21 protein-coding genes are annotated in these 20785 nt (G+C 66.5%); 14 read left to right on the top strand and 7 right to left on the bottom strand.

The annotated features are described in order from the left end of the window. Positions 1-135 precede the first annotated feature (135 nt). The 7 genes from CCZ28_RS03660 to fhuF all read left to right on the top strand — a co-directional run bounded on the left by CCZ28_RS03660 (position 136) and on the right by fhuF (position 8465). Entirely contained in the window at positions 136-2298 is a 2163-nt protein-coding gene (locus CCZ28_RS03660; RefSeq protein ID WP_140215992.1) for a TonB-dependent siderophore receptor, read from the top strand. Positions 2299-2391: 93 nt separating this feature from the next. Next, on the top strand, positions 2392-4416 hold the full coding sequence (locus CCZ28_RS03665; RefSeq protein ID WP_240795226.1) for an iron ABC transporter permease: 2025 nt from the start codon (positions 2392-2394) through the stop codon (positions 4414-4416). Then, complete coding sequence (locus CCZ28_RS03670; RefSeq protein ID WP_140215994.1) at positions 4413-5339, top strand: ABC transporter substrate-binding protein; 927 nt, start codon at positions 4413-4415, stop codon at positions 5337-5339. The genes CCZ28_RS03665 and CCZ28_RS03670 overlap by 4 nt, the downstream gene beginning before the upstream one ends. 80 nt (positions 5340-5419) lie before the next feature. After that, positions 5420-5623 (top strand): MbtH family protein, encoded by a 204-nt coding sequence (locus tag CCZ28_RS03675; RefSeq protein ID WP_140215995.1) that lies wholly within the window; start codon positions 5420-5422, stop codon positions 5621-5623. A gap of 14 nt (positions 5624-5637) precedes the next feature. Beyond that, positions 5638-6630 (top strand): TauD/TfdA family dioxygenase, encoded by a 993-nt coding sequence (locus tag CCZ28_RS03680; RefSeq protein ID WP_140215997.1) that lies wholly within the window; start codon positions 5638-5640, stop codon positions 6628-6630. Beyond that, complete coding sequence (locus CCZ28_RS03685; protein ID WP_140215999.1) at positions 6627-7625, top strand: GNAT family N-acetyltransferase; 999 nt, start codon at positions 6627-6629, stop codon at positions 7623-7625. The genes CCZ28_RS03680 and CCZ28_RS03685 overlap by 4 nt, the downstream gene beginning before the upstream one ends. A gap of 93 nt (positions 7626-7718) precedes the next feature. Continuing rightward, positions 7719-8465, top strand: coding sequence for a siderophore-iron reductase FhuF (fhuF, locus tag CCZ28_RS03690; protein WP_140216001.1), 747 nt, complete (start codon positions 7719-7721; stop codon positions 8463-8465). 10 nt (positions 8466-8475) lie between these two features. On the opposite strand, the gene CCZ28_RS03695 is transcribed toward fhuF, so the two are convergent. Then, the gene (locus CCZ28_RS03695; protein WP_140216003.1) at positions 8476-9243 is read right to left on the bottom strand and encodes an ATP-binding cassette domain-containing protein; all 768 of its coding nucleotides are present in this window, start codon (positions 9241-9243) and stop codon (positions 8476-8478) included. A gap of 106 nt (positions 9244-9349) precedes the next feature. Beyond that, positions 9350-10246: a LysR family transcriptional regulator gene (locus CCZ28_RS03700; RefSeq protein ID WP_140216005.1), complete on the bottom strand. Its 897-nt coding sequence runs from the start codon at positions 10244-10246 to the stop codon at positions 9350-9352. A gap of 89 nt (positions 10247-10335) precedes the next feature. Between CCZ28_RS03700 and CCZ28_RS03705 the strand changes: the two genes are divergently transcribed. The 4 genes from CCZ28_RS03705 to CCZ28_RS03720 are packed head-to-tail and all read left to right on the top strand — an operon-like array spanning position 10336 to position 14683. Then, positions 10336-11112: an SDR family NAD(P)-dependent oxidoreductase gene (locus CCZ28_RS03705; RefSeq protein ID WP_140216006.1), complete on the top strand. Its 777-nt coding sequence runs from the start codon at positions 10336-10338 to the stop codon at positions 11110-11112. 1 nt (position 11113) lies between these two features. Beyond that, complete coding sequence (locus CCZ28_RS03710) at positions 11114-11869, top strand: SDR family NAD(P)-dependent oxidoreductase (RefSeq protein WP_140216008.1); 756 nt, start codon at positions 11114-11116, stop codon at positions 11867-11869. A gap of 36 nt (positions 11870-11905) precedes the next feature. Beyond that, positions 11906-13300, top strand: a complete 1395-nt coding sequence (locus tag CCZ28_RS03715) for an aspartate aminotransferase family protein (protein ID WP_140216010.1) — start codon at positions 11906-11908, stop codon at positions 13298-13300. A gap of 15 nt (positions 13301-13315) precedes the next feature. Next, entirely contained in the window at positions 13316-14683 is a 1368-nt protein-coding gene (locus tag CCZ28_RS03720; protein WP_140216012.1) for a glutamine synthetase family protein, read from the top strand. Between the two features lie 48 nt (positions 14684-14731). On the opposite strand, the gene CCZ28_RS03725 is transcribed toward CCZ28_RS03720, so the two are convergent. The 4 genes from CCZ28_RS03725 to CCZ28_RS03740 all read right to left on the bottom strand — a co-directional run bounded on the left by CCZ28_RS03725 (position 14732) and on the right by CCZ28_RS03740 (position 17951). After that, a complete protein-coding gene (locus tag CCZ28_RS03725) occupies positions 14732-15430 on the bottom strand; it encodes an RES family NAD+ phosphorylase (RefSeq protein WP_140216013.1) in 699 nt (232 codons plus the stop codon). Continuing rightward, a complete protein-coding gene (locus tag CCZ28_RS03730) occupies positions 15424-15828 on the bottom strand; it encodes an antitoxin Xre-like helix-turn-helix domain-containing protein (RefSeq protein ID WP_140216015.1) in 405 nt (134 codons plus the stop codon). The genes CCZ28_RS03725 and CCZ28_RS03730 overlap by 7 nt, the downstream gene beginning before the upstream one ends. Positions 15829-15924: 96 nt before the next feature. Next, positions 15925-17244 (bottom strand): tetratricopeptide repeat protein, encoded by a 1320-nt coding sequence (locus CCZ28_RS03735; RefSeq protein ID WP_240795227.1) that lies wholly within the window; start codon positions 17242-17244, stop codon positions 15925-15927. Between the two features lie 95 nt (positions 17245-17339). Then, complete coding sequence (locus CCZ28_RS03740; RefSeq protein WP_140216019.1) at positions 17340-17951, bottom strand: LysE family translocator; 612 nt, start codon at positions 17949-17951, stop codon at positions 17340-17342. A 102-nt stretch (positions 17952-18053) separates the two neighbouring features. Here CCZ28_RS03740 and CCZ28_RS03745 point away from each other — a divergent pair, with 102 nt between their 5' ends. After that, complete coding sequence (locus CCZ28_RS03745) at positions 18054-18506, top strand: Lrp/AsnC family transcriptional regulator (protein ID WP_140216021.1); 453 nt, start codon at positions 18054-18056, stop codon at positions 18504-18506. A gap of 39 nt (positions 18507-18545) precedes the next feature. Here CCZ28_RS03745 and CCZ28_RS03750 read toward each other — a convergent pair whose 3' ends face one another. Further along, positions 18546-18902: a YajD family HNH nuclease gene (locus CCZ28_RS03750; RefSeq protein WP_058763016.1), complete on the bottom strand. Its 357-nt coding sequence runs from the start codon at positions 18900-18902 to the stop codon at positions 18546-18548. A 291-nt stretch (positions 18903-19193) separates the two neighbouring features. On the opposite strand from CCZ28_RS03750, the gene CCZ28_RS03755 reads away from it, so the two are divergent. Together CCZ28_RS03755 and CCZ28_RS03760 are read left to right on the top strand one after the other, a co-directional pair. Beyond that, on the top strand, positions 19194-20420 hold the full coding sequence (locus CCZ28_RS03755; RefSeq protein ID WP_140216023.1) for an SfnB family sulfur acquisition oxidoreductase: 1227 nt from the start codon (positions 19194-19196) through the stop codon (positions 20418-20420). Between the two features lie 4 nt (positions 20421-20424). Then, positions 20425-20781, top strand: a complete 357-nt coding sequence (locus tag CCZ28_RS03760; RefSeq protein ID WP_140216025.1) for a hypothetical protein — start codon at positions 20425-20427, stop codon at positions 20779-20781. Positions 20782-20785 lie beyond the last annotated feature (4 nt).

Here is a 20785-nt window from a genome sequence, read left to right on the forward strand (position 1 = left end):
GCAGCCCGTTTTATTTTCTAAATAGTAACGATTCTGATTTGATATCTTATTGCCATGTAATAAAGTAGGGCCGGTTTAGGGGGAGGCGCGCCTAGCGCGCGGTTTTAAGGATCATTTCAAGGACAGTTGCTAGCCATGCACAAAGTCGTAGCTCACGGATTCCATATCACTCTGCTGGCGGCGGCCGTCGCCTGGCATACCCAGGCGGTGGCCCAGGCGAAGGAAGCACCCGCCGCCATCGCGCCGACGACCATCACCGCCGAGGCCGAACCCTCGCCGGTCGGCCCGGATGTGGGCTACAAGGCCAACAACAGCGCGGCCGCCAGCAAGACCAATACCCCGCTTGCGGAAACGCCGCGCTCGGTGTCGGTCGTCACCCAACAGCGCATCGAGGACCAGCAGGCGCAGACCCTGACCGATATCCTGGGGTATACGCCGGGCATCTTCGCGCCGCCGTTCGCGGTGGGCGATGGTCTGGCCGGCGACTACTTCTTCATTCGCGGCTTCAATGCCACCGACTACGGCTACGGCCTCTATCGCGACGGCTTGAGAGTGCAGGGCAACCGCTACGACACCAGCACCGAGCCCTACGGCTTGGAGCGGGTCGAGGTGTTCCGCGGGCCCAGCTCCATCCTCTACGGCGAGAACGCCCCCGGCGGCCTGGTCAACCTGGTCAGCAAGAGACCCACCGCCGATGCGCGCGGCGAGGTCCAGGCCAGCTATGGCAGCAACAACCGGCGCCAGCTGGGCGTGGACGTTTCCGGGCCGCTCACCGACGACGGCAGCGTGCTCGGGAGGGTCGTCATGCTGGGACGCAAGTCCGATACCCAGGTGGACCATGTCCCCGACGACCGCTTCTATATCGCGCCTTCGGTTACCTTCAACCTGAACGACAGCACCGCCCTGACCCTGCTCTCCAGCTACCAGCGCGACCGCACCGCCATCGAACTGGGTTATCCGGCGGCGGGCACCCTGCTGCACAACCCCAATGGCAAGTTCAGCCGGCACGCCATGCTCGGCGACCCGGACTGGGACAAGTTCGAGCGCGAGACCTGGAGCCTCGGCTACGAATTCTCCCACCAGTTCAACGACGTCTGGACCTTCCGCCAGAATTCCCGCTACATGCAGTCGCGCATCGACCGCCACGAGATCTGGCCGAACACCCTGAACCAGGGCGGCTTCGGCACCACCCTGTCGGCCTCGGCCTACGATCGCCAGAACAAGGCCATGGTCTACTCCCTGGATAACCAGCTCGAAGGCAAGTTCGATACCGGCGATTTCCATCACACCCTGCTGTTCGGCGCGGGCTATGACCGGACTTCCTTCAACCAGGATTGGGCTGCCGGGGCGATCAGCAGCATCAATGTGTTCGATCCCGTCTACCGCGTTGAACCGACCACTCCCTTCTCGGTGACCAACAGCCTGCTCACGCAACATCTGTACGGCACCTACAGCCAGCTGCAGACCAAGTACGACAACTGGATCTTGCTGCTGGGTGGCCGCATGGACTGGGCCCAGAGCGAGTACCGCAACAAGCGTACCCAGCTCAATCCCGCCCAGGACGATGACGACTGGAACCACAAGTTCACCTGGCAGACCGGGCTGATGTACCAGTTCGACAATGGCCTGTCGCCCTACGTCAGCTATGCCCGCGGCTTCGTGCCGGTGCAGCAGCCGCCGGTGAACGGCCCGGCTTTCAGCCCCATCACCAGCGAGCAGTACGAAGTCGGGGTGAAGTACGAACCCAAGGGCTGGAACACCAGCGTCACCGCCTCGGCGTTCGACCTGCGCAAGGACAACGACGTCATCACCGAGAACAACCTGCCGCGCCAGGTCGGGGAGAGTCGCTCCAAGGGCTTCGAGCTGGAGGTCAACAGCAACCTCACCGACAACCTGAACTGGGTAACGGCCTACACCTACACCGATGCGCGCATCACCAAGGATGCCCCTGGTTCGCGCTTCGAGGATCGACAGATGACCGGGGTGCCGCGCAACTTCGCCTCCAGCTGGCTGACCTACCGCTTCAAGGACGGTGAGCTACGCGGCCTGCGTCTCTCCGGCGGGGTGCGCTACATCGACAGCGTGTACTCCTACACCACCACCTACGGCAAGCTGTCCACCGGCGACGTCACCCTGGTGGATGCCGGTATCGGCTATGACTTCGACCGGCACTGGTCGCTGGACGTCAATGCCAAGAACCTGTTCGACAAGGAGTACGTCTCGGGTTGTAACGATGCCGGTCGTTGCTACTGGGGCGACGAACGCAGCGTCATAGGCACGGTTGCCTATCGCTGGTAAGGTCGAATCCCACGCCGTCGTCGGCGTGGGTCCCGCTCTCCCGTCACGGGCGAAGCCAACTGGCTTCGCCCGCGTTGCTTAAGCGAAGTCTCCATGTCGCAGTCTCCCAGGGGCGCCGTTTCGCGGTCGCCCGCTTGGTCTCTTTCCATCGGTCTGGGCGGCCTCTTGCTGCTCGGCCTGTTCCTCTGGCAGGCGTTGTTCGCCTCTGGCTGGCCGAATGCGCAAGCCTGGATCGCCCCTTGGTCCGCCACTCCTTCCTGGCCGGGGTTGGCACTCTGGTGGCTGCAACTACCGCGCGCCGTGGCCGGCCTGGTGGTAGGGGCGAGCCTGGGGATCGCCGGGGCGCTGATGCAGGTGGTCACCCGCAATCCGCTGGCCTCTCCCGACCTGCTCGGCATCACCGCCGGGGCCCAACTCGGCCTCATCCTGAGCCTGCTAATGCCAGCCTTTCTCGGCCTGCCGCTGGTGTTTCTCGGCGGCTTGCTGGCCGCGCTGTTCACCTTCGCCATGGCCGGCGGTTGGCACACCACGCCGCTGCGCCTGACCCTGGCCGGGGTGGCCATCGCCCAGGCCGCGGCTGCGGCCATCACCCTGTTTCTCAGTCTCAACGACCGGGCCGCCATGGTCCTCTCGTTGTGGAATACCGGCTCGTTGCGGCAGCTGGGCTGGGATCACCTGGAGATCGCCGCGCCGCTGCTGCCCCTGGCCTTGCTGCTGGTCTGGCTGCTGCGGCGGCCGTTGGACCTGTCGCGGCTGGGTGACGGCCAGATGCGCGGCCTGGGTCTGCCGCCGGCCGGGGTCAAGGTCATCAGCCTGCTGCTGGCCAGCGCCTTGACCGCCCTCGCTATCCAGTTGGCCGGCCCGTTAGGCTTCATTGGCTTGATCGCTCCCAACCTGTTACGTCTCGGCTTGGGCGTAAGCAAACCCTCCCAACTGGTCGCGCTCTCCGGCCTCTGGGGCGCCGTGCTGACCCTGGCCGCGGATATGCTGGTACGCCTGCTGTCCGGTTGGATCAGCCTGCCCCTGGGGGTGCTCTCGGCACTTCTGGGTTCGCTTTGCCTGCTGCTGTTGTTGCCGCGTCTCGGCGGCGGAACCCGTGCCGCCATCGGGTTGCTGAATAGCGAGGCACCTACGCGGCGGGGCGCTGCCTTGCCCCTCGCTGGCGGCCTGTTGGTGCTGTTGCTGGGCCTGGTGCTGGCCGGCCTCTGCGGCGGGGTCGGCCCGGGCGCCTGGGCCTTCCTACAGGCGCTGCTCCATGGCGCGCCCGAGGCCCGGGTGCTCCTGGATCTGCGCTTGCCACGGCTACTGGTGGATGCCGGGGCCGGCGCCCTGTTGGCCACCAGCGGGCTGCTGCTGCAGGCGGTGACGCGCAATCCCTTGGCCGGACCGGAAATCCTCGGGGTCAGCCAGAGCGCCGGCCTGGCGGTGCTGGCCGCGATCATCCTGGTGCCGGATCTGGCCGCCGAATGGCGCTTTTCCCTGGCCTGGCTTGGCGCTGGCCTCGCCCTGGCCTGGGTGATAGGTGCCAACCTGAGGTGCGGGCTGGAGCCCCTGCGCTTGGTGCTGACCGGCTTTGCCATCAGCGGCCTGGTGCTGGCGCTGTCCAGCGTGCTGATCGCCCAGTATGCGAGCAACGTGGCCCAGGCGCTGACCTGGCTGGTGGGCAGCAGCTACGGTCGCACCTGGGACGACGTCGGTGCGCTGCTACCCTGGCTGGTGCTGGGATTGGGGGCTGCCGCCCTGACCGCACGTTGGTTGGATCTCTTGGGGTTGGACGAAGGCGTGGCCACTGGCCTGGGCCTGTCCGTGGCCAGTCGCCGGCTGCTGCTGGTGGCCTTGGCCAGTGTGCTGATCGCGGCCGCCGTGGCCGTGGTGGGGCCGGTGGCCTTCGTCGGGCTGCTGGTGCCCCATGGCGTGCGCCTGCTCGGCTTGCACCGGGCGCGCCAGCGGCTGCTGGTGGCGCCGCTGCTGGGGGCCTGCCTGCTGGTGCTGGCCGATCTGGTGGCGCGCTGGAGTCTCGCACCGCTGGACATTCCCCTGGGCATCACCACCGCGGCCCTCGGCGCACCGGCCTTTCTATTGCTGCTGGCGCGCAGCTATCGGCGGGCACGCCGATGAGTATTCGTTCCTTACTCGTCCTGCTATTGGCCCTGTGGTTCGCCACGGGCGCGGCGCGCGCGGCCGACGACCTGATCGCCCGCCAATCGGCGCAGCTACCCGAGCGGCCGCTGCGTATCGTCACCCTCGACGACGTGGCCACCGAACTGGTGACCTCCCTGGGCCTGGCGCCGGTAGGGGTGGCCAACCTGGCAGGCTATCGACGCTACGTCGGTCTCGGCGCTGACCTGCTGAAGGACAGCCAGCCCCTCGGCAGTGGCCAGCAGCCCGACCTCGAAACCATCGCCCGGCTGCGGCCGGATTTGATCCTCGGCTCCGGCTATCTCCACCTGGGGTTGTTCCGCCGGCTGGAGAGCCTGGCGCCGACGCTGCTCTACCGCTACGGCCTGGAAACCGCGGACGATGACGCCGTGGCGCGCGCCAGTGCGCTGCTCAGCGATCTCGGTAGGCGGCTCGGACGGACCGGGGAGGCGGCAGCGGTGAATCTCCAGGCGGACCGCGCCCTGGCCGACGCCGAGGTCGCCGCCCAGCAGGCGGGCGTCGTCGGGCGGCCCTTGGCCGTACTCTTCCCGTTGCCGCAGCAGGGGGTGTTCATCGCCCTCAACCGGCGCGTGCTGATCAATGCCCTGGTCCGCCGCCTGGGTGGTCGTGATCCCTGGCCGCTGGCCTCCGACCGGGTGCTGCATCGCTACCATGACGTCCAGGAGATCGCCGCAGTACCGGACCTCACGGCGCTGTTCGTCGGCGAGCAGACCGGGCATCCCTTCTTTCGCTCGGCGCTCTGGCAGGCCATGCCGCTGGCGCGCAGCGGTCGCTATGCCAGCCTGCTCAGTCCCTACTGGACCTTCGGCGGCCCGGCCAGCGTGGCGGTACTGGCGCACCAGGTCGCCACCGCGCTGCGGGGCCTGCCGCCACCGCCATGAAGGTTACTGAACAGCCGCGCGCCTCGTTCGTCCTCTAAGAGGAAAGCCGCACGAGGCGGTTGCCCTGCAGGAGGATTGCCATGAGTTTCGACAGCGACACCACCCAGTTCCAGGTCGTCATCAACGCCGAAGAGCAGTATTCGATCTGGCCGGACTACAAGGCCCTGCCGGCCGGCTGGACCGCCGTCGGCGTCAGCGGCGACAAAGCCACCTGCCTGGCCCATATCGAGCAGGTCTGGACCGACATGCGCCCGCTGAGCCTGCGCCAGGCCATGTCCAACTAGCCGGGAGGCCCGCCATGACCACGCTACCTGCGGATCTCCTGGAGCTGGAGCCCGGTCTGCCGCTACGCCTGTCCCCGCGCGAGCCGGGATGCGGGTTGGGCGATGTCTTCACCGCGCTGCGGGAGCGGGTGGACCAGCACCTGGAGACCTCCGGCGGTATTCTCCTGCATGGCTTCGCCGATCCCGGCGTCGCCGGCTTCCAGGCCTTCGCCACCCGTTTCGGCCATCCGCTGCTGAACTACGAGTTCGGCTCCACCCCGCGTAGCCGGGTGACGGCCGATGGCGTCTACACCTCCACCGAATACCCGGCGCGCCAGTGGATACCGCTGCACAACGAGCAGGCCTACACCTGCGACTGGCCCATGCGCATCTGGTTCTATTGCGCCCAGGCCGCGGAAGAGGGCGGCGAGACCCCCATCGCCGATAGCCGCCAGGTATTCGCCCGTATCGATCCGGCCTTGCGCCGGCGCTTCGCCGAACGCCGGCTGAGCTACGTGCGTAACTACGGCAACGGCCTGGATGTGGCCTGGCAGCAGGTGTTCGACACCGAGGACCGCGCAGCCGTGGAGCGCTTCTGCGCCGACCGTGGCATCGCCTGCGAGTGGAAGTCGGATGGCGAATTGCGCACCCGCCAGCTGTGCCAGGGCGTCGCCCGGCATCCACGCACTGGCGACTGGGTCTGGTTCAACCAGGCGCACCTGTTCCATGTCTCTGCGCTGGAGCCGGAGATGCGCGAGGTCCTACTCGAGACCGTCGGCGAGGAAGACCTGCCACGCAATGTCTTCTACGGTGACGGCGCGCCGCTGGAAGACAGCGCCCTGGACGAGATTCGCGGTGTGCTCGACGAGAGCCGCATCCTCTTTCCCTGGAGCACCGGCGACATCCTGCTGCTCGACAACATGCTCACCGCTCATGGACGCGCCCCCTTCAAGGGGCCGCGCAAGGTGGTGGTGGCCATGACCGAAGGCCGTCACGAAGACCCCCTGCCACGCGAGATCCCGCTATGACCTCGGTCCTGCAATTGCCGGGCGGGTTGCGCCTGGTCCACGAAAGCCTCGATGGCGACAGCCTGTGGCGCGTCGGCGACGAACTCTGGTTGCGTTGTCGCGAGCAATCCGTGCCGGAGGGGCTGAAGGTCGCGGTCAAGGGCGGGGGCGCCGACCTGACCGTCGAACGCCTGGCGGTGCTCGCCCTGGGCTTGCTGCTGCGCGCGCCCGAGGCGCCTGCGCTGCTCTGGGAAGGCTTGCCGACGCTGCCCGAGGCCTTGCGTCAGGGATTGCTTGCCCAGACCGCCGAGGGCGACTTGCGCACCTGGCGTGCCCAGTTCTGGCAAAGGCCACAACCCTGGTTGCGCCAGCCGAGCAGCGCGGGCTATCCGGCCTTGCCGCAACTGACCGGCCAGCGCCGTCACCCGCGCCGCCCACCCAAGCCGACGGAGGAAGTCTATCGCCGTTACGATCATCGGCTGGGCGCCTGGATCGCCCTGCGTGCCCTGGCGGTCGAGGAGGACCTGCCGCTGTTCCATCGCTGGCAGAATCAACCGCGGGTAGCGGCCTTCTGGCAGGAGGAGGGCAGCCTCGCGCAGCACCGCGCCTACCTGCAGCGGCAGGCCGCCGATCCCCATGTGCTGACCCTGATCGGTAGCCTGGACGACCAGCCCTTCGCCTACTTCGAAGCCTATTGGGCGGCCGAAGACCGCATCGCGCCGTTCTACGCCGTGGATGACTATGATCGTGGCATCCATATGCTGGTGGGCGAAGAGAGTCTGCGCGGCCCCCAGCGCGTGGCCTGCTGGCTGCCGGCGCTGGTGCACTACCTGCTACTGGACGAGCCGCGCACCCGGCGCATCGTCAGCGAACCCCGCGCCGACAACGAGCGCATGATCGGCCACCTGCAATGCCAGGGCTTCTATCGGCAGAAAGACTTCGACTTTCCCCATAAACGCGCCGCGCTCATGCTGCTCGAACGCGAGCGCTTCTTCGACCGTTGCGTGTTGGCATGAGAGGGAAGTTGCCGCCGCACTTGGCCTCAATCGGGCAGCCGCCTAAGGTAACGGGATGAATCCCGATCTCATCGCTATCGGATCGCCCAACCGATGATTCCCGCTCTCGCCCCTCTGTTCACCGGCCCCCTCCAGTCGTTCGCCACGGTATTGCGGCTGCCGACGGCAGGGGAGTCGGTGATCCCACTGGGCCGGTTGCTCGAAGAGGGCTTGCCGGATCTGCTGGACAGCTACGGCGGGGACCCGAGGCTGGATCGGCGGGCACTGCTCTCTGTCTGGTCCAAGTACTACTTTTCGCGACTGATTCCGCCGGTGGTGGCGGCGGCGTTATTGCTGCGCTGGCGCCTGCCCTTGGCGGTGGATCAGTTGGGGCTGGTGCTGAACGACGCCCGGGTGCCGGAAGCCTTCGTGCTGCCCCACGCGGGCGCGGCCTTCGCGGCGGACCATCCCGACCTGCTCCAGCCGCTGGTGCTGGAGAATCTACGCCCCTTCATCGAAGGCGCCTGTGCGCAGATCAGGGTGTCACCCAAGGTGCTCTGGAGCAACGCCGGCAACTACCTGGAATGGTTCCTCGGCGAATTGCGCAAGGTGCGGCCCCGGGCCGGTGCGCTACCACCCTTCGAGCACTGGCTGGAGCAGCCGACCGATGCCCAGGGCGCGCGCAATCCGCTGTTCAAGCCGGTGATCTACGTCGAACTGCCCCTGGAAGGCGGGGCCGAGTCGTCAACCTGGCAGTGGCGGCAACGGCGGGTCTGTTGCATCCGCTACCGCTTGCCCGAGGAAGAACTCTGCAGCAACTGCCCGCTGCTCAAGGACCCGCAGCCCGCGACGGCGGACTAACGGTGTCGGGCTAGCGGTGAAAACCCAGCGGGGTGCCATCGTGGGGATGGGGTAGGACATCCATGGGAATGCCATAGATGGCCTGCAGCGTATCCCCGTTCATCAGCTCGGCAGGGCTGCCCTCGATCAATACGCGGCCCGCCCTTAGCGCGATCAGGTGGTCGCAATAACGCGCCGCCATGTTGATCTCGTGCAGCACCAGGATGATACCGAGGTCCAGTTGCCGGCCCAGCGCCTGGACCTGCTGCAGGACCTCGACCTGGTGCGCGATATCGAGCGCGGAGGTGGGCTCGTCGAGCAGCAGATAGCGGGTGTCCTGTGCCAGCAACATCGCCAGCCATACTCGCTGCCGCTCACCGCCCGAGAGGGTATCCACCAGTTGGTCGGCGAATCTATCGGTCCCCGTCAGCTGCAGCGCCCGCGCGATGTGATCGCGATCCTTTTGCCCGTAGCGACCGAGGGCGCCGTGCCAGGGATAGCGGCCCATGCCAACGAGTTCTCTGACGGTCATGCCTTCCGCGGGCGGCAACTGCTGCGGCAGGTAGGCCACCTGCCGCGCATAATGCTGGGTCTTCCAGTTGGCCAGATCCTCACCGTCCAGGGTCAGGGTGCCGCTGGAGGGTGTGAGCTGACGCGCCAGCAACTTGAGCAACGTGGACTTTCCCGAACCATTGTGGCCGATCAAGCCGATGACCCGCCCGCGTGGCAATTGCAGGGATACCGGATGCAGCAAGGCGCGACCGTTGAGCGAAAAGCTTACATGGGTTAAGTCGAACATCGCTTTCCCTGGGCAGTTACAGCGTTAGATGAGAATCGTTCCGCAATGCTACCTGGGCGATGGGCAACCAGCCAGATCAAATAGCTACCTGGGGTTAGGGCACCTTCTACTCCGGCTTGGTCCCGATCTGCTCGCGTAGCAATTCCAGATAGCGCCGCGCCCCCAGGCCCTGGGGGCGGTTCTTGATCCAGATGACGTCGATCCAGCGGCGGATCTGGCTGGCCATGTTGTCGAATTGCACCTGTTCGAGCAGCCCGGCGACGATCAGCGGCCGTACCAGCGGGTGGGGCAGATAGGCCCAGCCGAGGCCGGCTTGGACCAGGTCGAGGGTGGCCAGGTAACTGTCGGTCAGCCAGACCCGCTGCGACAGCACGATCTGGGGATCCGAGGCATTGCGGTCGCCGCCGGCCACCACGATCTGGCGGGTGTCGGCCATCAGCGTTTCGTCCAGCGGCCGGCCGCCACTGGTGAAGGGATAGCCAGGGGCGGCCACTGCGGTCAGCAACTGGCTGCCGGCCTCGGCGAAGCCCTCGTGCTCGTCGATCCCGGGACGCTCGAAGATCAACGCCATGTCCACGCTGCCTTCGTGCAGCAGACGAATCGCCTCGGCCCGCGCCGCTGAGCGGATCTCGATCTCCAACGCCGGGAATTCCTCGGCGAGGGTGGCGAGCGGCCGGCTCCAGGCGCCGGTTTGCAACTCGGGCGCCATCACCAGCACGAAGCGCCGCTCCAGGCCCGCATGCAGCTGCAGGGCATGGGCGTCGAGCAGATTGAGCTGGCTGGCCACCTGGCGTGCCTGGGGTTCGAGGGCGCGGGCTGCGGGCGTGGGCAGGGCCTTGCGGGTCGCGCGGTCGAACAGCACCAGGTCCAGCTCCGCTTCCAATTGGGAAATGGCCATGTTGACGGCGGACGGTACCCGGCCAAGCGCCCGGGCGGCCGCGGAAAAGGAGCCTTCGTCGATCACGGCCAGAAAGACCCGGAGCGTTTCGCTGGTGAAGGCCATGGTTGTCAGTTTCTCTGATAACGATCGTCTTTTTGTATCAGCCAGAGGCGCCTAGAGTCCATCGAAACAGCGAGGGAGCGCAGTCCGCTATGTTCGAGACGATGACGGGTCAGGTGGCCTTGATCAGTGGCGCGGGGAGTCGATCCGGCATTGGTATGGCCATCGCTCGGCGTCTGGGGGCCGCTGGGGCGAAATTGATCGTCACCGCCAGCGGCACGCGGATCAGCGAACGGGTCGAAGAACTGAAGGATGCTGGCTTCGCCGTGGAGGGCGGGGCGCTGGACCTCACCGAGGAAGCGGCGGTCGTCGATTTCGCCCAATGGGCCGAGGCCTGCTGGGGACGTATCGACATCCTGGTGAACAATGCCGGTATGGCCATGCAGGGCAGTCCCGAGCCCCTGGCCGAGGTGGCGCACATGAGTCTCGCCGAGTGGAACCTGTCCCTGGCGCGCAACCTGACCACTGCCTTCCTGCTCACTCGCGCGGTGCTGCCCGGCATGCAACGGCGCGGCTATGGCCGCATCGTCCATGTCAGTTCCGCCACCGGTCTCCGCGCCGGCAATCCGGGTGAGGCGGGCTACAGCGCGGCCAAGGCCGGCTTGGTCGGCCTGAACATGAGCCTGGCCCTGGAAGTGGCCGGGCAGGGCATCACGGTCAACGCCGTGGCCCCCGGCTGGATCGCCACCGGCTCCAGCCTGCCGCAGGAACTCCGGGCGGCGACCCGGGTGCCGGTCGGTCGGGCCGGGCGCCCCGATGAGGTCGCCGCGGCGGTGGCCTTTCTGGCCTCGCCCTCGGCGAGCTACATCACCGGTGAGTGGCTGGTGGTGGATGGCGGCAACAGCCGTATCGAAAACAAAGGAGCCTGATATGCAGCCAGTCGTGTTGATCACGGGAGTCTTGGGTGGCATCGGTCAGGCCATGCGTGCTCAGTTCGCCAACGACGGCTGGCAGGTTTTCGGCACCGATCTCGATGCCGCGGCCCTGGCTGAGCTGCAGGCCGAGGGAGCGTTGGCCGGTTGCCACGCCGCGGACCTGCGACGCGCCAGCGCCGCCCAAGAGGTGGTCGCGGCCGCGCAGGCGACGCTGGGGCGCCTCGATGCCCTGATCAACTGCGCAGGAATCTGGCGGGAGGGCCCGGCGGAGAGCTTCAGCGAGGAAGACTTCGACCTGGTACTGGACGTCAATCTCAAGGCGACCTTCTTTCTCTGCGCCGCCGCCATCCCGGCGCTGCGCGCCACGCGGGGCGCCATCGTCAACATCAGCAGCGACGCCGGTCGCCAGGGCAACCGCAACGCCGCCGTCTATTGCGCCAGCAAGGGGGCGGTGACCCTGCTGACCAAGGCGCTGGCGCTGGATCTGGCACCCAGCGGCGTGCGCTGCAACAGCATCTCCCCGGGCGATGTGGCGACACCGATGCTGAGCTTCCAGGCCGAGCGCTATGGCAATGGCGATCCAGCCGGCTACCTGCAGGAGCTGCTGGCGAAATATCCGCAAGGCGAGGAGGCACGTTTCATTCAACCCGAAGAGGTCGCCGAGCTGGCCTTTTTCCTGTGTCAGCCCGCCGCCCGCTCCATCACCGGGGCGGACATGGCCATCGATTGCGGCGTGTCGGCCGGCCATTGAGCCCGGTCGTCCAGCCCTTAGCGCAGAGGATTTTCCATGACTACCAGTGGCATCGGCGAGGCGGCGATCGAGACGTTCACCGCCCGCGAGCGTGAGCGTTTCCTGGCGCGCAATCCCAAGTCCCTGGCCTTGGCCGAGCGAGCGCGGCACTCCTTGTTCGGTGGCGTACCCATGCACTGGATGAACGACTGGTCGATGCCCAGCGCACTCTTCGTCAGCCACGCTCAGGGCGCGCGTTTCTTCGATGTCGATGGGCACGAATACGTCGATTTCTGTCTCGGCGATACCGGCAGCATGTTCGGCCACTCGCCCGTGCCCATCGCCCGGGCCTTGGCCGAACAGGGCGCACGCGGCCTGACCACCATGCTGCCGGGCGAGGATGCGGTGATTGCCGGCGAATTGCTCGCCGAGCGCTTCGGCTTGCCGTTCTGGCAGGTGGCGACCACCGCCACCGATGCCAATCGCTATGTGATCCGCTGGGCGCGCGCCATCACCGGGCGCAAGACGCTGCTGGTATTCGACGGCTGCTACCACGGCACCGTCGACGACGTGATGGTGCGCCATCAGGACGGGCGCACCGTGCACCGGGGAGGCCTGATCGGTGAGGTGCGCAACCTCGCCGAGACCAGCCGGGCCGTGCCCTTCAACGATGTCGCGGCGCTGGAGGCGGCGCTGGCCCAGGGCGACGTGGCCGCCATCCTCTGCGAGCCGGCCATGACCAACATCGGCATGGTCTTGCCGGCCCCCGGCTTCCTGGACCAGGTGCGCACCCTGAGCCGCAAGCATGGCACCTTGTTGATCATCGACGAGACCCACACCCTGTCCACCGGCCCGGGCGGCTGCACCCGGGCCTGGAACCTGCAACCGGACTTCATCACCTTCGGCAAGCCCATCGCCGGGGGCGTGCCCTGTTCGGCCTATGGCTGCACCCACGAGATGGCCCAGGCGATGCGGCTGGCGCAACAGCACGCCCGCGCGACCAGCCATGGACACGGCCACAGCGGCATGGGCACCACGCTTTCGGCCAACGCCCTGGCCATGCGCTGCCTGCGGGTGAACCTGGAAGAGGTGATGACGCCTGCAGCCTATTACACCCAGATGCTGCCGATGGCCGCGCGCCTCGCCAGCGGCTTGCGTGAGCTGATCGCCCGTCACGGCCTCGCCTGGTCGGTCACCGAACTCGGCGCCCGCTGCGAGTTCCAGTTCTGCGCCACGCCGCCCACCAATGGCGCCGAGGCCGAGGCGGCCTTTCACGACAGCCTGCAACAGGCGCTGCACCTCTATCTGATCAATCGCGGCATCCTCATCACGCCGTTCCACAACATGACCCTCTGTTGCCCGGACATTCAGTTGGCGGATGTCGACCGGCTGCTCGCCACCCTCGACAGAGGCCTTACCGAGCTGCTGGCGCTGCCGGGTGCCCGGGTCTGACCGCACGAGATATCCATGAGATTCGCCGACCCCCAGGAAGCCCGTAGCTTCCTCGCTGCCCATCCCGAGGTGCGCAGCATCGAACTGCTGCTGATCGACGCCAATGGCGTGCCCCGCGGCAAACTCTTGCATCGCGACGAACTGCTGGCGATCTACGAGCAGGGCCGACCCTTGCCCAGCTCCATCCTGGCCCTGACCCTCCAGGGCGAAGACGTCGAAGCCACCGGCCTGGTCTGGGACGTGGCCGATGTCGACTGCTGGACCTATCCGCTGCCCGGCAGCTTGACCCTGCAACCCTGGCGCAGCACCCCGACCGGACAGGTGCAGGTGAGCATGCACCCGACCCAAGGCTTGCCGGCGGCGCCCGCCGATCCGCGCCATGCGCTGGTGCGAGTGATCGAGCGCCTGCAAGCCGATGGCTACTACCCGGTGATGGCGGTGGAGCTGGAGTTCTACCTGCTCGATCGCGAGCGCGACGCCCAGGGCCGCCCGCAACCGGCGCTGCAGATGAATGGCACCCGGCCCGGAGCCCCCCAGGTCTATGGCGTCTATGAACTGGAACAGCTACAGCCCTTTCTCGATGATCTCTACGCCGCCTGCGAGGTGCAGGGCCTGCCGGTGCGCACGGCCATCTCCGAATACGCCCCCGGCCAGCTCGAACTGACCCTGCTGCATCGCCTCGATGCGCTCCAGGCTCTCGACGAAGGCGTGCGCTACAAACGCCTGGTCAAGGGCGTGGCCAACCGGCACGGGCTGCAGGCCTGCTTCATGGCCAAGCCCTTCGGTGACCAGGCCGGCAGCGGTCTGCACCTGCACCTCAGCCTGGCCGATGCCGCCGGCAACAACCTCTTCGCCAGCGAGGACCCACAGGGCACGCCGCTACTGCGCCACGCCATCGGCGGCATGCTGCACCGACTGCTGGATTCCCTGGCCATCTTTTGCCCCAACGCCAATTCCTATCGGCGCTTCCAGGCCAATAGCTACGCGCCGCTGGCCAAGAGTTGGGGCGTGAACAATCGCAGCGTGTCCCTGCGCGTACCCGGCGGTCTGGCCAGCAGTCGCCATATCGAACATCGCATCTGCGGCGCCGATGCCAATCCCTACCTGGCCGCTGCCGCTATCCTGGCCGCTGCCCACGAAGGCATCCGTGATCAGCGCGGTCCCGGCCCCGCCATCGTCGGCAACGGCTACGAACAGGCCACCGAGTGCCTGCCCACCGACTGGTTCACCGCGCTGCAGGCTCTGGAGCGCTCCGCCTGGATCCGCGAGGCCTTGGGCGAGCGCTTCGTCGAGGTCTTTCTCGCCATCAAGCGTGCGGAGTATCGACAGTTCATGGCTGAAGTGGGCGAGCAGGATTGGCGGTGGTATCTGACCCATGTCTGAGTCTGCACCTTGGGCAGCTATTCTCGCGTTCGACTGATCGACGGGTGTTCAACTGGGCAGTGCACTGATCCGGTTGACGCTGATGATGCCGCCGCTCCAGATCATCTCCACGGGCGCGGCCTGAACCACGGCGGTGACCGATCTGGGTGTCAGCAAGGCCCAGCAGTGCCCGCCCGACCGTCGCACCGAGTGATAACTCAATCCTGGGCAGCCCGCTCGTTTGGCATCCAGCCCCAGCGCGCGGGCGGCACCATAGTGCTGGGGGTCGTATATGGGATCGCTGATGGCGACCGACATCGCATCGCGCAGACCTTGGTCGGAAAAGCTCACTGTCAGGGCGCGAAAGACGAAGCGTTCATATTTCAGCGCCGGGACCTTCGACCAATAGGCCTCCTGGTGATGGCGAACTTCGGCCAATGCCGTATCGGGGTGGTCGGCCAGGTAAAGAACGCCGAAGCTACCATCGCTGAAACGCGAACCCGCGGGATTCACATGAGTGAAGGGGGCTACCGCATAGGTGCATCCGGAAATACCAAATGGAATCTGATCTCGCGGGATCAGCTCCAATCTTCCCAATTCGTTCTGTAACCGCGGGTTGGTCAGCATCTGCAACTGGTAAAGAACCTCGAAGTCCTCGGCATCGGCGACATCCTCGAACAGGGCAATGGGCGGAAACTTGGAGTTGACCAGCCGATGCCCCTGCAGGCCCTGGCCCGGTCGCAGGGGCAGAGCCTCCAGCCTTACCACCCGGCACCCCGCAGAACATCGATTCGCCGAAAGGTTTCGTAGAGCGCGATCATGTCACCCTGAGCCATGACTTCAAGCGGCGAACGGCCATTGAAGAACTCGTGGTAATTCGCCATGGCGACGAAACCGTAGACGTTTTCCGGGTTGTCAAAGACTACGCGGAGAGCGGAATGGATGTTGAGCACCAGACTGATGCGCTGAAGTTGATCGGTATCCAGACTCACCGACCAATCGCCCTCGCGTTGCAGCGCTCGCGTGTAGGTACTACGCGAGATGCGCAGGATCCTACAGCTCTGCTCACAGGAGGCCTGCCATCTTTCCAGAATATTGAGCGCCGCTCGTAAGCCAACCGCACTTTGACTTTTCGAAAACTTGGCGACTGCTGCTGCGTTGGACATGATATTTCTCCATCCTTAGAGGCAAATATAGATTTTTTGCGTCCATAGATAAACAGCTGTTCGTCTAGTTACGACAGCCCCTGGCTAGAGTGGCGTCTACGAGCCAAGACTCGCCTGCCAACGGCGATCTCGCAACGAGGGACGGCGATGCAGCCGCTCATCCAGCAGCGCCTGCGCCTTGGCAGGCTCGCCGCCGCGCATCAGGGCCACCAGCAGGGTATCTTCGATGACTTCGCGCTGGGCACCACTGCCACCGATCCGCACTACGTCCACCCGCACCGGTTCCAGCAGGCGCGCGCAGCCCCGGTAATCCTCCTCGGCGAAGGCCAGCAGGGCGCGGCAGAGGGTGGCGACGACCGGTCCGGCCGCTAGCTTGCCGGCCTGGCTGAGTGCTTCGAGACCCTCCACGCGCGCGGCTACGGCGGCGCGATCCCCGGTCGCCGCTGCGATCAGCGCCATATGCACGTCGATGAAGGCCAGGCCCGGTTGCTCGAACAGCCCGGCGGCGCTGGCGGCCATGGCTTGCCAGAGTCCTGGCGGCACCTCATGGCCATAGAGCGAAAGACGCCAGAGGAAGGAGGCATTGTCGCTCACCCGATTGAGCGGACCCGCGGTAGAGACGGCAGGCGCCACATAGCGCTCGTAGAAGCCCAGCGCGCCTTGGCTGTCCCCCTGTTCCAGGGCCACCAGGGCGCCATGCCAGGCGATATGGCCGTGCAGGGTGCCGTGGCGCGGATACTCGGGCAGCCAACCGGCGATCAGCGCCTTGGCCGCCGGGCTATCGCCGGATTCGTGCAGCACATGGGTCAGCGCATGGGCGGCGTTGACATTGTTCCGACGGAGTTCGAGGGCTCTTTCGGCTAGCGCCCTTCCGCGGATGACATCGCCGTTCTCGCCATGGGACCAGCCGCGATAGGTCAGGAACCACCAATCGTCCGCCGCAAAATGGCGGGCGTGGCGCTCGCACAGGTCGACTCGCGCCTGGTCGTGATCGGCCCGCCCGGAAAACGCCAGCAGCCCGAAGGCGCCTAGCGGCAGACCCAGGATGAGGATGTCGCGCGGCCAGCGATCGGCATGGTCCAGCGCCCCTTGCAGCGCCCGCGCGGATTCACCCGCCACCAGCGCCTGCACCACCTGCACATGGCTGAGCTCACGCTCCGTCCCACGCCGCTCGACCAGCCGCCGCGCCAGGGCGATGGCTTGGCGCGCTGCGCTGATCTGGTTATCGATCAGGTGCAGGCGCGCCCGGGCGGCATGGGCGAGGGCGAAGTCAGGGTCCAGGGCAATGGCTTCGTCCAGGGCTTGCGCCGCACCGGGCCACAGCGACAGGAGCAGGTCCACGCCATTGTCGTAGGCGTCGGCAGCCTGGGTGGAAGCGGTCGAAAGGGGCAGGCCGTAGCGGTCGGTAGGGGGCACGGGTGTCTCGGAGCTGGCTAGCGAAACCGCCATCTTCCCACAGTGCCTCTGCATGCGATGCCCAAGGCTGCTCATCCAAAAGGAGCTCGCTAGGTTCAGCCAGTGAGCAACCTGTACAGCGGCGATAGGGTCGCCAGCAGCAGGAGGGTTGCCATGGCTAGATTGAACGCCTGGGCACGGCGTGGCTCTGTCAGCCAGTTGCGCAGAGCGCTACCGGCCACAGCCCAGATGCCGACGCAGGGGACGCTCAGCATGGCTAGCAAGGTGGCCGCCAGGGCTACGTTCAGTCCGTGGTTTTCCACCGGGATATAGGCCGCCGCCGCGCTGATGGATAGGGTCCAGGCCTTGGGGTTGAGCCACTGGAAGGCGGCGCCGCCGAGCAGTCCTGGGTGCCCGCTGGGTTCGGCGTCGAGGCGTACCGGGCCGCTGGTGGCGATCCGCCAAGCCAGCAGCAGGAGATAGGCGAGTCCCAGCACGCCGAGGAGCCGCTGCAAGCCAGGCAGGGCGTCAAGGATTACGCCGAGGCCAAGGCCCAGCACCGCCAATTGCAGCCCCACGCCGAGGGCGATCCCGAGGATCAAGGGTAGGGTGCGTCTGACGCCGAGGTGCGCGCCACTGGCGAGGACCAGCGCGTTATTAGGGCCGGGTGTGGCGGTCATGATGAGGCAGAACAGCAGGAACGGCAGGAGCACGGCGAGATCGGTCATGAGCAAGGACGTTGCGTAGCGGCTGGGGGAGCGCCTATTTTATTGCTCGGTATCCGGTCTAAGATTGCAAAGATTGGGTAAGTCCATGCAGGAATGCAATCAATGATCGAGCTGGATCGTCTCAGCCGCCGAATATTGCGTGAGCTCGAAAGAGACGCGCGGCAGACCAACGTCAAACTGGCCGAGCGGGTGGGGCTTTCACCCTCTGCGTGTCTGAGGCGCGTCCAGGAGCTGGAGCGTTCCGGTGTCATCAAGGGCTATCGCGCGGTGGTGGATCGCACGCTGGTAGGTCTTGGCTTCGTCGTCTACGTCGCCGTGGGCATGTCCTGTCACACTCGCGAGGTGCTGGATGCCTTCGAAAAGGCCATCAGCGTTTCGGCCGACGTGGTGGAGTGCCATACCGTGACCGGCGCCGTGGAATACCTGCTGCGCGTGGAGGTGGCCGATATGCAGGCCTACCGCGCCTTCCACACTCAGGTCCTGGGGGTGCTGCCGCATGTGCATTCGGTGGTCAGCTATATCGTCATGGATACCGCCAAGGACGAGCGCGCCTAGCTCAATAAACCGGGGTAGGCGCTCGCCCTGCAGCTGCACTCAGTCTTTCTTCAACATCCCCGCCAGGGCGGCGAAGGGATTGTGGGTGGCCTTGGCCACCGAGGGGGTGCTCAGCGAGCCCTCCGTGAAGTACTGCTGATCGGTATAGCGGCTGTGTTCGTTATCGTGACAGTACAGGCAGAGCAATTCCCAGTTGGAGCCGTCCTGGGGATTGTTGTCGTGGTTGTGGTCACGGTGATGCACGGTGAGTTCGCTCAGGCGCTTGCCGGAAAACTCGCGGGCGCAACGGCCGCAGACGTGGGGGTACATCTTCAGCGCCTTTTCCCGATAGCCGCGTTCACGCTCGCGTTGGGTTTCGGCGAGGATGCGGTCGAGCTTGGACGTATCGTTGGCCATGGGGCACCTCGGGGTAGGAAGTGGCGAGTATAGTGCGCGCGCTGCCGCATGCCACTCGCTGGCGATACCGGTTGGGAGCCGTGGTGCGAGCGCGGGTCCTGCCAGGATGCCGCGCCGACTCGAGCGCTGCCAGCGCCAAGCCCTGTCTGCTGACCAACAGCTCTTCAACAGAATGTTCGTCTGACAACTGTCAGGTAGCGCAAACTTACCTTAGATGTCTGAAAAACAACGACTTTTTGATTTGGCATGGGGCGTGCTCTACCTGCTGGGTATCCTTCTGGGAGTCCCTGTATGGCCGCTGTCACTCCGCTCAATGCCATTCCCCGCGCCGCCCCCGAACGTCCCGCCACCGTCCTGCGCGACGCCGCCGAAGCCCTCGACGCGGCAGCCGCCCTGGCGGACGACTTCGCCCGCGAGGCGCGTAGCCGCGATCAGGAGCGGCGTCTGCCCTGGGCCGAACTCGAACGCTTCTCGGCCAGCGGGCTGTGGGCCATCACCGTGCCGCGCGCCTTCGGCGGCGCCGGGGTCGGTTTCGGCACGGTGGCGGAAGTCATTGCCCGCATTTCCGCGGCCGATCCGTCCCTGGGGCAACTGCCGCAGAACCACCTGGGGGTGGTCAACAACCTGTTGTTGACCGGCAATCCCGAGCAGCAGCGGCATTACCTGGGGTTGGTGCTCCAGGGCTATCGCTTCGGCAATGCCTTTTCCGAGGCGCGCAGCAAGACCGTCACCCAGTTCGAGACGCGCATCCGCTTCACCGGTGACACGGCCTGGATCGATGGCGAGAAGGCCTATTGCACCGGTGCGCTGTTCGCCCATGTGGTGCCCACGGTGGCGCTGGACGAGGAGGGGTTGGCGCATCTGGCCCTGGTGCCGCGCGACGCCGGCGGCCTGACGGTGATCGACGATTGGGATGGCTTCGGCCAGCGCACCACGGCCAGCGGCCGCGTGCTGCTCAAGGGGGTGAGCGTGCCGCGCAGCGCGGTGCTGCCGGCCTGGAAGGCCTTCGAGCGACCCACGGCGGATGGCCCGGTGTCCCAGATCATCCAGGCCGCGGTGGATGTCGGCATCGCCCGGGGCGCCTTCGCCGCGACCTTGGCGGCGGCGCGCCAGGCCCGCCCCTGGACCGACAGCGGCCTCGAACATGGCTGGCAGGACCCGCTGAGCCAGGCGCTGATCGGCGACCTGAGCTGGCGCCTGGCCGCGGCCGAGGCGCTGCTGGAAGAGGCGGGGACGGCGGTGGATCGGGCGCTGGCCGCCCCCTCGGCGAAGGTCGTCGCCGAGGCCTCGGTGGTGGTGGGTCAGGCCAAGGTGGCCTCGACCGAGATCGCCCTGGCAGCGGCCAATCGCCTGTGCGAGCTGGGCGGCACCCGTAGCGTCTCGGAACGCTTCGGCCATGACCGTCACTGGCGCAATGCCCGCACCCATACGCTGCATGATCCGGTGCGCTGGAAGTATCACCTCATCGGCAACTACCTGCTCAACGGCGTCGAGCCGCCCCGTCACGCCTGGAACTGATGCCATGACCGATCTCGCCTTCGCCACCCAAGCAGAGTTGACCTTTGCCGAACAGGTTTTCGAGCAGCTGCGCCAGGCGCTGCCCAAGTCATCACGCGCCCGCGACCCCTTGGTGATCGCCGCGGTCGGCGACCTGCAGGTACGCCTGGCCGCGGCGCGCGCCCTGCAACGCGCCAGTGCTGCCGATGATGGACCGGTGCGGCAGATTCAGGCACGCCTGGCGGCCGACAGTGCCCGCCAGCTCGCTGCCGAACTCCAGCGCGAATGGCTAGGCGGAGCACCCTCGCAGCGTCCGCTCGGCGCGGCGCCCCGTGACCTCAAGCGCCTCCTGGGCGAGCACCACCTGACGATCACCGACTAAAACA

Origin of the sequence: Pseudomonas oryzihabitans (assembly GCF_006384975.1) — a bacterium.
Taxonomy (GTDB): Bacteria; Pseudomonadota; Gammaproteobacteria; order Pseudomonadales; family Pseudomonadaceae; genus Chryseomonas; species Chryseomonas psychrotolerans_B.

Coding starts and splice junctions, on each gene's coding strand:
- CCZ28_RS03660 (WP_140215992.1), top strand. CDS start 136: ATGCACAAAGTCGTAGCTCACGGATTCCATATCACTCTGCTGGCGGCG.
- CCZ28_RS03665 (WP_240795226.1), top strand. CDS start 2,392: ATGTCGCAGTCTCCCAGGGGCGCCGTTTCGCGGTCGCCCGCTTGGTCT.
- CCZ28_RS03670 (WP_140215994.1), top strand. CDS start 4,413: ATGAGTATTCGTTCCTTACTCGTCCTGCTATTGGCCCTGTGGTTCGCC.
- CCZ28_RS03675 (WP_140215995.1), top strand. CDS start 5,420: ATGAGTTTCGACAGCGACACCACCCAGTTCCAGGTCGTCATCAACGCC.
- CCZ28_RS03680 (WP_140215997.1), top strand. CDS start 5,638: ATGACCACGCTACCTGCGGATCTCCTGGAGCTGGAGCCCGGTCTGCCG.
- CCZ28_RS03685 (WP_140215999.1), top strand. CDS start 6,627: ATGACCTCGGTCCTGCAATTGCCGGGCGGGTTGCGCCTGGTCCACGAA.
- fhuF (WP_140216001.1), top strand. CDS start 7,719: ATGATTCCCGCTCTCGCCCCTCTGTTCACCGGCCCCCTCCAGTCGTTC.
- CCZ28_RS03695 (WP_140216003.1), bottom strand. CDS start 9,243: ATGTTCGACTTAACCCATGTAAGCTTTTCGCTCAACGGTCGCGCCTTG.
- CCZ28_RS03700 (WP_140216005.1), bottom strand. CDS start 10,246: ATGGCCTTCACCAGCGAAACGCTCCGGGTCTTTCTGGCCGTGATCGAC.
- CCZ28_RS03705 (WP_140216006.1), top strand. CDS start 10,336: ATGTTCGAGACGATGACGGGTCAGGTGGCCTTGATCAGTGGCGCGGGG.
- CCZ28_RS03710 (WP_140216008.1), top strand. CDS start 11,114: ATGCAGCCAGTCGTGTTGATCACGGGAGTCTTGGGTGGCATCGGTCAG.
- CCZ28_RS03715 (WP_140216010.1), top strand. CDS start 11,906: ATGACTACCAGTGGCATCGGCGAGGCGGCGATCGAGACGTTCACCGCC.
- CCZ28_RS03720 (WP_140216012.1), top strand. CDS start 13,316: ATGAGATTCGCCGACCCCCAGGAAGCCCGTAGCTTCCTCGCTGCCCAT.
- CCZ28_RS03730 (WP_140216015.1), bottom strand. CDS start 15,828: ATGTCCAACGCAGCAGCAGTCGCCAAGTTTTCGAAAAGTCAAAGTGCG.
- CCZ28_RS03740 (WP_140216019.1), bottom strand. CDS start 17,951: ATGACCGATCTCGCCGTGCTCCTGCCGTTCCTGCTGTTCTGCCTCATC.
- CCZ28_RS03745 (WP_140216021.1), top strand. CDS start 18,054: ATGATCGAGCTGGATCGTCTCAGCCGCCGAATATTGCGTGAGCTCGAA.
- CCZ28_RS03750 (WP_058763016.1), bottom strand. CDS start 18,902: ATGGCCAACGATACGTCCAAGCTCGACCGCATCCTCGCCGAAACCCAA.
- CCZ28_RS03755 (WP_140216023.1), top strand. CDS start 19,194: ATGGCCGCTGTCACTCCGCTCAATGCCATTCCCCGCGCCGCCCCCGAA.
- CCZ28_RS03760 (WP_140216025.1), top strand. CDS start 20,425: ATGACCGATCTCGCCTTCGCCACCCAAGCAGAGTTGACCTTTGCCGAA.